Genomic DNA, 10,064 nt, shown 5'->3' on the forward strand with positions numbered 1-10,064 from the left:
GTGATTACTCCGTTTCCAAGGGGGACCGGTGCCGGGGCGGTTCCAGGGGGCCGGTGTCAGGGCCGTTCGGTGCCGGGTCGGTTCATGCGCCGCCGACCAGGTCGACGATGTCGTCGTAGAAGGCGGTCAGCGAGGTGATCACGACTGCCGCGCCCGCGGCGACGGCGATGCCACCGGCCTCCAGCGGGACATCCACCTGAACCGCCACCCCGGCCACCGCGATACCCAGGAGAACAAGATTTCGCCACACGTGACGCCGGCCCAGCGGGGCGGCCGCACGGCCGAAACAGGCACAGGCCACATTCAGCTTGGCGCGCGCCGCGACCATGGCCAGGGCGCTGAAAATCGATAACAGCACCATGGCCGCCACCAGCGCCGGTGTGCTCAGCGCGCCACCGGCGAGAAGCGCGACGCCGGTGACGGCCTCGACGCCGATCAACGTCCACGACGCCGCTCGGGCCAGGCCCCCGCCGGTCAACCGCACGCTTTTCAACAAGGCCGTCCACATCGCGACGGTGTCGCCGATGGATCGTGCCTTCATGAGAGCGGACACGAGAAAAACACCCGCGAGCGTGAGCCGTAGTGCCAGCGCCACGTAGGGCATCGCCGTATCCTCCATTAACCGCACCTGCCGGCAGCCCGGAATGGTGCCCGCGAATGTCGACACGGCCGCATACCAACCGCGCGCCTGGGGTGTGCGGTTGAATCGGAAAGGGGCGAATTTCCGATTTCTGATATGCGGCCGTGTCTTTAAGGAATTTCTACACCGCTGCTAGGGACTAGCAGCAGCCGATCTTCTCCCAGTCGCCGTAGCTCGGCCCGGAGTTACCGGCGCACACCACGCGCTCGTACTTGTTGCGGTACGCCGTCCGCATGCAGCTCAGCAAACTGAAGGAGCACTTCTGCTCGTAGGTGCAGTCGTCCGCGGCCGCCGTGTCCTGCGGAAGGAGCTGGCCCAGCATCCGGTCGCCGACCGAGTCGAAAATCTTTCCAAGCCTCATTCAACGCCTCCTATTCGGGAAAGCAGTGAGGTCGCCAGTCCTATGACGTGGCGCTTACGAAGAGGAACCTAGTCGGCGTTTCTTATGTCGATCTTTCGGGAAGTCTTACGTGGATCTTGCGGGAGATCGCCGCTCCGGTGGGAGCGGGGGCCGCGAGCGCCGCGAGGGCGGTGATGGCGACGGCCATGGGGACGGCCATGGGGACGGCGAGGAACCGGCAGTCCGGCTCCGGTGGGGACCGGGAAGGCGAGCGCGAGCGAACCGTCGAAGACGCGTCGAAGCAAGTAAGTGACGAAGCCCCGGTAGCCGCAGCGTGACCCGATCCCGGAGAAACCCTGACCGGCGATCACCGGCCAGGGTTCGCTGCCGTCTGCATGGCTGAGGATGATTCACGTGTCAGCGACCAAGGATCCCTAACCCAGCCGCCGTCGGTAGGCACTCATGGCGAGGGGGAAGAACACCGCGACGATGCCCACCATCCACACGACGGCGCCGAGCAGCGGGCCGGCGACCTCGCCGCCGGTCAGCAACCCGCGCATCACGTCCGCCATCAGACTGACCGGGCTGATCTCCGACCAGGTACGCAGCCAGCCGGGCATGGTGTCCGACATGACGTACACGTTGCTGCCAAAGGTCAGTGGCATGGTGAGGGCCATCATCAGGCCTTGAACGGCACCGGTGTTCGTCACCAGCATGCCGACGAACACGGCGATCCAGCAGAAGCACAGGCCGCACACGACGGTCAGCACGATCGCGGCAATCATCGAGATCGGATCGGTGTGCAGCCGGAAGCCCATGATCATCCCGGCGGCGACGAGCACGACCAAGCCGACGATGTAGCGGATCACGTCCGAGAGAACCGCGCCCACCAGGGGCGCCGACCGGGCGATCGGCATGCTGCGGAATCGGTCGAACACGCCCTTGTTCACGTCGGTGTTCATCGAAACCCCGGCCGTCATGCTGGCCATCATGACGTTCTGCACCACGAGGCCGGGCACGACCATCTGCAGGTACGCGTCGACACTGCCGGAGATCGCGCCACCGAAGAGGTAGACGAACATGACCAGGAACATGATCGGCATAACCGTGACGTCGACCAACTGTTCCGGGTTCTTGCGGAGTTTGAGGATTCCCCGCCAGGACAGGGAAAGCCCGTGCCGCATCGCCTTGACAGGGCTGATACGACGCGGGGGAGTGTCTCCGTCGAGGGTGATCATGGTCATGCCAGGATGCCTTTCCGCGCTGTGTCTTCCGCGTCGTTCTCGGAGCGCTTTCCGGTCAGCGCGATGAAAACCTCGTCCAGGCTCGGCAGGCGCAGCGCCAGCTCATCCGCGGTGATGTCCGCGTCGTTCAGTCTTCTGACCAATGTGGAAAGCAGTACCGAATCGGTGACCGGTGTGGTGAGCAGCCCGGTGTCGTCGTCGCGTGCCGGTGTCGTCCCGGTGAGTTCGGTGAGAATCCCGCTCACCGCGTCCAGGTCGGCGAACGAGGTCGGCCGTACCTGGAGGGTCTGTCCGGCGACGCGCCGCTTCAGCTCGTCCGGCCTGCCGTCCGCGACCACCCGGCCGTGGTCGATCACGGTGATCCGGTCCGCGAGTTGGTCGGCCTCCTCCAAGTACTGCGTGGTCAGCAGCACCGTGGCCCCCTCGGCCACCAGCCGCCGGATCACCTGCCACATCTCCTTGCGGGCATGCGGATCGAGCCCGGTCGTCGGCTCGTCCAGGTAGAGCACCCGTGGCCGGCCGACCAGGCTCGCGGCGAGGTCCAGGCGCCGCCGCATACCGCCGGAGTAGGTCTTGATGGACCTGGTCGCGGCCTCGACCAGCCCGAACTGCTCCAGCAACTCGGCGGCGCGTGCCTTCGCCTCCGCCCTCGACAGGTCCAGGAGCCTGCCGATGAGCACCAGGTTCTCGGCACCGGAGAGATCGTCGTCCACCGAAGCGTACTGTCCGGTGAGTCCGATCAGGCTGCGGACCCGGACCGGGTCTCGGACCACGTCGTAGCCGCCGACCGTGGCGCGGCCGGAATCGGGGCGCAGCAGGGTGGCGAGAATGCGAACGGTCGTGGTCTTGCCTGCCCCGTTGGGGCCGAGCACGCCGACCACCTTGCCCGCCGGTACCTCGAGATCGATCCCGTCCAGTGCGACGGTTCCGCCATACCGTTTCATCAAACTCTCGGCCCGGATCGCGTGCGACATCGGGTTCTCCTCATTTTCTGGAAACGCGATCGGCGAACACACAGACGTGCGCGGCTGTGGTCGCGGCGGCAGAGAAACGCCTGTTCGCGAATTTTTTGGTACGGCTCCGCGCTGCGGCACGTTACCCGAGGAATGCGGGATCGCAAGACCCTGGACGTCGGACAGGGGATCCCCTGGGCCTCGCTGTCAGAGTCTGGGGTGGCGATCACATGAGTGACCATCGGTGGTGGCCCGGGGTCTCAACGTGAGAAATCCTCTGGCTGGTTGACCTGGTGACGACCCCTGCGCCTGAAATGTCCTGTAGTCGGGGTGTCTAGGGGGTGGGAAGGCGTAGGGGGGAGGGCAGGGGGTGCGCCCGGTGGCCGGGGTGTGGGCTGGGCGCCGGTGTTTGCCCCGTCGGCGTGCATCACCTAGCTTTTGGCTCCGGCGCGGGGATATTACGCACCAGATGGGTGCGTGATATTGCGTGTCAAATTTCCTGCAGCGAATAGATCCCGGCGGAGTTGAAAATGTCCTCACTGCTCGATGAGCGCATGGAAGAAATGAAGGAACTCATTTCTGAGATCCTTGAATTGGATGAGGATGAGATCACCGAGACCAGCCTCTTCAACGAAGATCACGGTGCCGACTCGATGCGCGCGATCGAGATCCTGGCCGCGCTGGAGAAGAAGTTCAACGTGGTGATCGCCCAGGACAACCTGATGCGGATGACTCACCTCAAGGGTGTCTACGAGGTCGTGGCCGAAGCCGCTGGTTGGTGACGGGCTTCGAGCTATCGCGACTCAACGGGGGAGCCAATGTCTTCAGCTGTGCCCACCGGCCGCCCAAGCAGGCCACACCGGGTGGTGCTCACCGGATTCGGTGTGGTCTCCAGCATCGGGATCGGCGCCACAGAGTTCACCGAGGGCCTGCGGTCCGGCCGCAGCGGGGCCAGTCCGATCACCGTCTTCGATACCGACGGCTTCGAGTACGCCAACGGCTGCGAGGCGGTCGACTTCAAGCCCGAGTTGTGGATCCACAACCTGGCGATGGAGGAACTGGGGCGGGCCGGCAAGTTCTCGGTCGCCGCGGCGCGAATGGCGGTCGAGAACGCCGGGTTGGACGAGGAGTCGTTACGCGCCAAGCGCGGCATGATCTCGATCGGTACCACCGACGGCGAGTCGCACGACCTGGACCGCCTGGTGGAGACCGAGATCAACGCGGGTCCGGAGAAGATGGACCCGGTGATCGCGCGGCGCGCGTCGGCAGGACGACTCTCCTCCGCGATCGTGGAAGAACTCGGACTGTCCGATGTGGAAGCGAGCACGATCGCGACCGCGTGTTCCGCTGGGAACTACGCCATCGGCTACGGCTTCGACGCGGTGAGTTCGGGCGAGGTGGACTTCGCCCTGTGCGGAGGCGCGGACGCCATGTGCCGCAAGACCTTCACCGGCTTCTACCGCCTCGGCACGATCGCCCCGGACGTCTGCCGCCCGTTCGACAAGGATCGCAAGGGAATCCTCACCGGTGAGGGCGCCGGGGTATTGGTGCTGGAAACCCTCGACTCGGCCCTGGCCCGGGGTGCGCACATCTACGCCGAAGTGCTGGGCTACGGCCTGAACTGCGATGCGTACCACCAGGTCGCGCCCAACCAGTCGAGCGTCGCCCGCTGCATGCAGCTGGCTCTGGACAACGCCGGCGTCAGCCCCGACCAGGTCGACCTGATCTCCGCGCACGGTACGGGCACCAAGGCCAACGACGTGACCGAGACCCGGGCCATTCGCGAGGTGTACGGCGACGAGCCGCCGAGGACGATCTCGCTCAAGTCCATGCTCGGCCACACCATGGGGGCAGCCAGTGCACTGGGTGCGATCGCCTGCGCGCTGGCGATCGAGCACGGATTCATCCCACCCACCATCAACCACCGGGAGACCGACCCGGACTGCCAGATCGACTGTGTGCCGAACCAATCGGTAGCGGCCGACCTGCGGATCGTGCAGAACAACGGGCTGGCGTTCGGTGGTAACAACGCGATCGTGGTGCTCGGCAAGTACGACGAGCAGGTTCGACCTGTTCTGACGGGAGTGAGTTCGGCGTGAGCAGCACTGTCGTCCCCATGACAGCTCCGGTGATCTCGGCGTGGTCGGCGGTGTCGCCCTTCGGTATCGGCCGTGAGGTCTTCCGCGCCGGGCTGCTCGAGGGCCGGAACACGGCCGCTGCCGTCGACCACCGGCAATGGCAGGTGCCCGACCAGCAGGCGTGCCTGGTGCCCGGCTTCGACCTCAGGCAGGTGCTGGGCAAGAAGGGAACCCGCTCGATGGACCGGCTGACCGGTCTCGCGGTCAGCGCGGTGGGGCAGTTGCTTCACGACGTCGGCGGACCCGAGGCTGCCGGGACCGGGGAGGACATCGGGCTCGTGCTCGGCACCATGGGCAGCGTACAGAGCATGATGTCCTTCACCCGGACCTCGATGCTCGGGGAGAAGCCGTTCTTCGTCGACCCGTCGCTGATGCCCAATGCGGTGATGAACTGCGCCGCGGGCCAGTCCGCGATCTGGCATCAGCTCAAGGGGCCCAACGCGACCATCGCGGGTTGCCGTCCTGCCGGGCTGTCCGCGCTCAGCTATACGCGACGGTTGCTGTTCTCGGGACGCGCCCAACGGGTGTTGTGCGGCGGGGTCGATGAGTACTCCAACGCGCGGGCGTGGCTGGAACACCACAGCCGGGCCGAGGAGGGTATCGCCTTCCCGCTCGGCGAGGGATGCGCGGTGCTGCTGGTCGAACCGTCCAGCCACGCCGCACTGGGACGGCCACTCGCTGAAATTCTCGCGGTGCAGACTCGTGTCGCTCTGGGAGGCGACGCGGTGTCGGCTCTGGCCGCGTGCGTGCGTGACGCGCTACGGCGTGCCCAGGTGCGTCCGGAGGAGATGTGGGCGGCCTGCACGAGCGAGGTGGACACGGGGCCCGAACATGAGGTCCTGGCGGACCTCAACCCGGAACTGACCTGGATTCCCTGCGCCGGTCTGCTCGGTGACACCGGTGCGGCGTCGGCCACATTCCAGATCGCCTCGGTGCTGAGCACCGCGGAACGGGATCCCGCCGCGGCGAACCAGATCGCCGTGATCACTTCGGTCGACCGGAGCGGTCCGGTCGGTTGCGCGGTGCTGCGCCTGCTGGACATTTCGGGCTGAGGGCGAGGAATGGGGATGGCTGGAATGGCCGCCACGACCAGTGGCCCGGTGTTCGCCGATGTGCGGGTGATCAGCCCGGTCACGGCCGATGCCGATCGGAAGGCCTGGCGCGCGACGACTTCGGTGGGCATCTCGGCCGGCGAACCGGTGTTCGCCGGTCACTACCCGGGGTTTCCGATCTTTCCTGGCATGTGCGTCGTCGAGTGTGTGCACCGCAGTGCTCTGGCGACCGTACCGGCCGGTGCCGAGGGCCTGCTGCTGTCGGCCATGGAGTCCACCAGATTCGTCGGCTCGGTCCATCCCGGTGACGAGCTGACCATCGCACTGAAGTGGAGCGGCGACGGCGACATGTGGCGGTGTGCGGCCGAGGCGCGGACCGAACGCGGGGAAGCGGCCAGGGTCCGGTTGCGCTACCGGGCGGGGGCGGACACATGATCACCTCGAAGGAGATCCAGCGGCTGCTACCGCACCGTCCCCCGATGTTGCTGGTCGACCGCGTGGCCGACGCCGTTCCCGGTGAGCGGATCACCGCGTTCAGCACGATCGCCCGCAGTGAGGTCTGGGATCCGGTCACGGATGCGGACTCGGCGGTCTACCCGCAGACCCTGCTGGTCGAGTCTTGGGCGCAGGCGGCGGCCGTCCTGGTCGGCCTGGACACCTCCGACGCCGAGGTGCCGGGGAACCGGTTGATGCTGCTCGGCGCCGCCTCCGAGATCGAGTTCCACCGCCCGGCCCGGCTCGGTGACGTGGTGGAGCACCGGGTTCGGATCCTCCGTGCGTTGAGCGACACCGTCATGGTCGAGGGCGAGAGCGTGGTCGGGGAGGACACGGTCGTCACCGTGCGACAGATGGTGATGCTGCTCCGCCCCGCCGAGCAACTCCGGGTGCAGGAAGGAAACAGGCAATGACCGAGCATGCGTCTCGGGTGGCGCTGATCAGCGGCGGCTCGCGCGGGATCGGGCGAGCTGTCGTGCTGCGCCTGGCGCGCGACGGGTACGACGTCAGCTTCTGCTACCGGTCCGACGAGACCGCGGCGCGCGCCGTGGAGCAGGAGGCCGCCGAATCCGGTGTCCGGGTGCTCGCGATGCGCGCCGACGTGGCCGACGCGAGCGCGGTGCGGGCGTGGGTGTCGCGAACCGAACAGGAACTGGGCGGTATCGACGTCATGGTGACCGCGGCGGGGATCGTCCGGGACAACCCGCTGGTGCTGATGTCCGATGAGGACTGGCACCAGGTGCTGGACACCAACCTCGACGGGGTGTACCACGTGTGCCGGGCGGCCACGTTCGGCATGATGAAGCGCAAGTCCGGCTGCGTCATCAACCTCTCCTCGGTCTCCGGGATCTACGGCAACCCCACGCAGACCGCCTACTCGGCGTCGAAGGCGGGGATCATCGCCTTCTCCCGCGCGCTGGCCAAGGAAACCGGCCGGTACGGCATTCGGGTCAACGTGGTCGCGCCGGGCTTCATCGAGACCGACATGATCTCCACGCTGAGCGACCAGACCAGGGAGCGTGCCCTGCGGGCGATCCCGCTCAACCGGTTGGGACGCGCCGAGGAGGTGGCCGACCTCGTCGCCTTCCTGGCTTCGGACCGGGCCTCCTACATCACCGGCGCGGTGCTCCAGGTGGACGGCGGGATCACCGTCTGATGGGAACCACCATGGGTAACGGGCACAACGGCGAGTGGGACGCGATCGTCGTCGGTGCAGGCTTCGGCGGTCTTGTGTGCGCCGCCTATCTGGCGGTGGGCGGCCTGCGCGTGCTGGTGCTGGAACAGGGAGACATCGCCGGCGGCAACAGTCATGTCTTCCGGCGCCGCCGATCCTACGAGTTCGACGTGGGCGTGCACTACGTGGGCGACGCGGGCTCCGGCGGCGTGCTGTCCGCGATCCTGTCCGGACTTGGGATCGGTGACCGCGCGGGCTTCGAACAGATGGACCGGAACGGATTCGACCGCATCATCCTGCCCAGTCTGACCGTCGAGGTGCCGGCCGACTGGAGCGCGTACCGGGAACGGCTGAAGCAGGCACTGCCGGAGGAACAGGCCGGGATCGACGCGTTCATCGACGTTCTCGTGGCGGTCAGCTCGGAGCAGCGGTCGATTCTGCTGGCCACGGAGGATCTCTCCCCGGCCACGCTCGCCGCGGGAGCGCAGACGTTGCTGCGCTGGGGAAGCAAGAGTCTCACCGACCTGTTCGATCACTGCGGACTGTCGCCCCGGGCGAGAACGGTGCTCGCCGCGCAGACCCCCAACTACGGGCTGGCGCCGGAGAACGCCTCCGTCACCATCCACTCGTCCATGATCGATCAGTTCATGCGCGGCGCCTACTACCCGCGCGGCGGCAGCCAGGTGCCGGTCGCCTCGATGGTGGAGGTGATCGAGGCGCACGGCGGTGAGTTGCGTACGCGCGCCAGGGTGCGGCGCATCCTCATCGAGGACCGCAGGGTCACCGGCGTCGCGCTCGCCGACGACAGCGTGATCACCGCGCCGCTGGTGGTGTCCAACGCGGACTACCGGCGAACCATCCTGGAGCTGGCCGGCGCGGAGCACTTCAACAAGAGCCTGGTGGCCAAGACCAGGGACGCGGAGATGGCCCGTCCGTTTCCCGCCGTGTACATCGGGCTGGACCGGGAGCTGCCCGAGTGGTCCAACGCCAACGTGTGGTGGTATCGGGACGAGGACATCGAGGAGTCCTACCGGCGGGTGGCCACCGGTGACGTCGACGACGTCCCGTTCCTGTTCGTCTCGGTGGCTTCGACGAAGGATCCCGGCTCGCGCTGGAGCTGTCCTCCCGGGCACACCAACATTCAGTTGCTGACCACCTGCCCGCCCGGTTACGACAGGTGGGGTGTCGACAGCGGCCCCGCGGACGGGGGCGCCTACCGGCGGAATCCTTCGTACCAGGCGGGAAAGGCCCGGCTGACCGAGGCCGTGCTGAGCGTGGCCGAGCGGATCCTGGGCCCGTTGCGTGAGCACATCGTCCACCTGGAAACCGCGACTCCGCTGAGCCAGGAGCGGTACACGCTCTCCAGCGGCGGCACGCCGTACGGCCTGGCCAGGTGGGGTGCGAAGGGATCGCGACCGGACGTCAGGACCAGCGTGGAGGGCCTGTACGTCGTGGGCCAGAACACCCGGTACGGCAGTGGGATCACCGGTGTGTCCCTCGGCGGGATCACCTGTGCCGGGCAGATCCTCGGCCGCCGCCTGCTCGGTGAGGCGCACGCGGGGGCGGTGCTCGGTGACCCGGCCCTGCTGCCGGACCGCCCGGGCGACTGGGACCCGCTGGCCGTGTCGCGCGGTGCGGCCCGAGCGGGAAGGCGTGGACCGGACCGCATCCACGCGTAGCACGAAAACACCCGATCACTAAGGAGAAGCTGTGACCAATCCGTTCGAAGACCCGGACGCGTCCTACTACGTGCTGCGTAACGATGAAGGCCAGCACTCTCTCTGGCCCGTCTTCGCCGAGATCCCGGCAGGCTGGGAAGTGGTGCATGGCGAGGACACCAGGCAGGCCTGTCTCGACTATGTCGAACAGAACTGGACCGACATGCGGCCGAAGAGCCTCATCGAGGCCATGAACGCCGGCTGATTCCCCTATAGCACGACGATTTCCCACTCGGACCTTACGGGGCTGGCGGTCAGCTGCCAGTCCCCGTTCCGTGCCGTGTCAACTCTCCTCCGAGGTGGATGTTCT

General features: G+C 67.1%; 12 protein-coding genes. 8 read left to right on the plus strand and 4 right to left on the minus strand.

Features of this window, described 5'->3' with window-relative positions; genetic code table 11:
* Nucleotides 1-82: 82 nt before the first annotated feature.
* The 4 genes from ACFY2X_RS07630 to ACFY2X_RS07645 all read right to left on the minus strand — a co-directional run bounded on the left by ACFY2X_RS07630 (nt 83) and on the right by ACFY2X_RS07645 (nt 3,198).
* Nucleotides 83-619: a MauE/DoxX family redox-associated membrane protein gene (locus ACFY2X_RS07630; RefSeq protein WP_389933875.1), complete on the minus strand. Its 537-nt coding sequence runs from the start codon at nt 617-619 to the stop codon at nt 83-85.
* 160 nt (nt 620-779) lie between these two features.
* Nucleotides 780-1,001 (minus strand): hypothetical protein, encoded by a 222-nt coding sequence (locus ACFY2X_RS07635; protein WP_389933878.1) that lies wholly within the window; start codon nt 999-1,001, stop codon nt 780-782.
* 413 nt (nt 1,002-1,414) lie between these two features.
* On the minus strand, nt 1,415-2,224 hold the full coding sequence (locus ACFY2X_RS07640; protein WP_389933881.1) for an ABC transporter permease: 810 nt from the start codon (nt 2,222-2,224) through the stop codon (nt 1,415-1,417).
* Entirely contained in the window at nt 2,221-3,198 is a 978-nt protein-coding gene (locus ACFY2X_RS07645; protein ID WP_389933884.1) for an ATP-binding cassette domain-containing protein, read from the minus strand. Before ACFY2X_RS07645 ends, ACFY2X_RS07640 begins: the two co-directional genes overlap by 4 nt.
* A 509-nt stretch (nt 3,199-3,707) precedes the next feature.
* On the opposite strand from ACFY2X_RS07645, the gene ACFY2X_RS07650 reads away from it, so the two are divergent.
* The 8 genes from ACFY2X_RS07650 to ACFY2X_RS07685 are packed head-to-tail and all read left to right on the plus strand — an operon-like array spanning nt 3,708 to nt 9,959.
* Nucleotides 3,708-3,959, plus strand: coding sequence for an acyl carrier protein (locus ACFY2X_RS07650; protein ID WP_389933885.1), 252 nt, complete (start codon nt 3,708-3,710; stop codon nt 3,957-3,959).
* Nucleotides 3,960-3,995: 36 nt separating this feature from the next.
* Nucleotides 3,996-5,276: a beta-ketoacyl-[acyl-carrier-protein] synthase family protein gene (locus tag ACFY2X_RS07655; protein ID WP_389933886.1), complete on the plus strand. Its 1,281-nt coding sequence runs from the start codon at nt 3,996-3,998 to the stop codon at nt 5,274-5,276.
* Between the two features lie 17 nt (nt 5,277-5,293).
* Nucleotides 5,294-6,367, plus strand: a complete 1,074-nt coding sequence (locus ACFY2X_RS07660) for a beta-ketoacyl synthase N-terminal-like domain-containing protein (RefSeq protein WP_389933888.1) — start codon at nt 5,294-5,296, stop codon at nt 6,365-6,367.
* A gap of 15 nt (nt 6,368-6,382) precedes the next feature.
* Nucleotides 6,383-6,802 carry a 3-hydroxyacyl-ACP dehydratase FabZ family protein gene (locus tag ACFY2X_RS07665; protein WP_389933890.1) on the plus strand — a complete coding sequence of 140 codons (420 nt, stop codon included), beginning with the start codon at nt 6,383-6,385 and terminating at the stop codon, nt 6,800-6,802.
* A complete protein-coding gene (locus ACFY2X_RS07670) occupies nt 6,799-7,275 on the plus strand; it encodes a 3-hydroxyacyl-ACP dehydratase FabZ family protein (protein WP_389933893.1) in 477 nt (158 codons plus the stop codon). The genes ACFY2X_RS07665 and ACFY2X_RS07670 overlap by 4 nt, the downstream gene beginning before the upstream one ends.
* Nucleotides 7,272-8,018, plus strand: coding sequence for a 3-oxoacyl-[acyl-carrier-protein] reductase (fabG, locus tag ACFY2X_RS07675; protein WP_389933896.1), 747 nt, complete (start codon nt 7,272-7,274; stop codon nt 8,016-8,018). Before ACFY2X_RS07670 ends, fabG begins: the two co-directional genes overlap by 4 nt.
* Nucleotides 8,018-9,715, plus strand: coding sequence for a phytoene desaturase family protein (locus tag ACFY2X_RS07680; RefSeq protein WP_389933899.1), 1,698 nt, complete (start codon nt 8,018-8,020; stop codon nt 9,713-9,715). Before fabG ends, ACFY2X_RS07680 begins: the two co-directional genes overlap by 1 nt.
* A 31-nt stretch (nt 9,716-9,746) precedes the next feature.
* Nucleotides 9,747-9,959, plus strand: coding sequence for an MbtH family protein (locus ACFY2X_RS07685; RefSeq protein WP_389933902.1), 213 nt, complete (start codon nt 9,747-9,749; stop codon nt 9,957-9,959).
* Nucleotides 9,960-10,064 lie beyond the last annotated feature (105 nt).

This window comes from Streptosporangium sp. NPDC000396 (genome assembly GCF_042898655.1).
In the GTDB taxonomy this organism is placed as follows: domain Bacteria; phylum Actinomycetota; class Actinomycetes; order Streptosporangiales; family Streptosporangiaceae; genus Streptosporangium.

Bases quoted from the DNA above. Each gene is read 5' to 3' on its own strand.
- ACFY2X_RS07665 (WP_389933890.1), top strand. From the start codon at position 6,383: ATGGCTGGAATGGCCGCCACGACCAGTGGCCCGGTGTTCGCCGATGTG.
- fabG (WP_389933896.1), top strand. From the start codon at position 7,272: ATGACCGAGCATGCGTCTCGGGTGGCGCTGATCAGCGGCGGCTCGCGC.
- ACFY2X_RS07635 (WP_389933878.1), bottom strand. From the start codon at position 1,001: ATGAGGCTTGGAAAGATTTTCGACTCGGTCGGCGACCGGATGCTGGGC.
- ACFY2X_RS07630 (WP_389933875.1), bottom strand. From the start codon at position 619: ATGGAGGATACGGCGATGCCCTACGTGGCGCTGGCACTACGGCTCACG.
- ACFY2X_RS07680 (WP_389933899.1), top strand. From the start codon at position 8,018: ATGGGAACCACCATGGGTAACGGGCACAACGGCGAGTGGGACGCGATC.
- ACFY2X_RS07640 (WP_389933881.1), bottom strand. From the start codon at position 2,224: ATGACCATGATCACCCTCGACGGAGACACTCCCCCGCGTCGTATCAGC.
- ACFY2X_RS07655 (WP_389933886.1), top strand. From the start codon at position 3,996: ATGTCTTCAGCTGTGCCCACCGGCCGCCCAAGCAGGCCACACCGGGTG.
- ACFY2X_RS07650 (WP_389933885.1), top strand. From the start codon at position 3,708: ATGTCCTCACTGCTCGATGAGCGCATGGAAGAAATGAAGGAACTCATT.
- ACFY2X_RS07660 (WP_389933888.1), top strand. From the start codon at position 5,294: ATGACAGCTCCGGTGATCTCGGCGTGGTCGGCGGTGTCGCCCTTCGGT.
- ACFY2X_RS07670 (WP_389933893.1), top strand. From the start codon at position 6,799: ATGATCACCTCGAAGGAGATCCAGCGGCTGCTACCGCACCGTCCCCCG.
- ACFY2X_RS07645 (WP_389933884.1), bottom strand. From the start codon at position 3,198: ATGTCGCACGCGATCCGGGCCGAGAGTTTGATGAAACGGTATGGCGGA.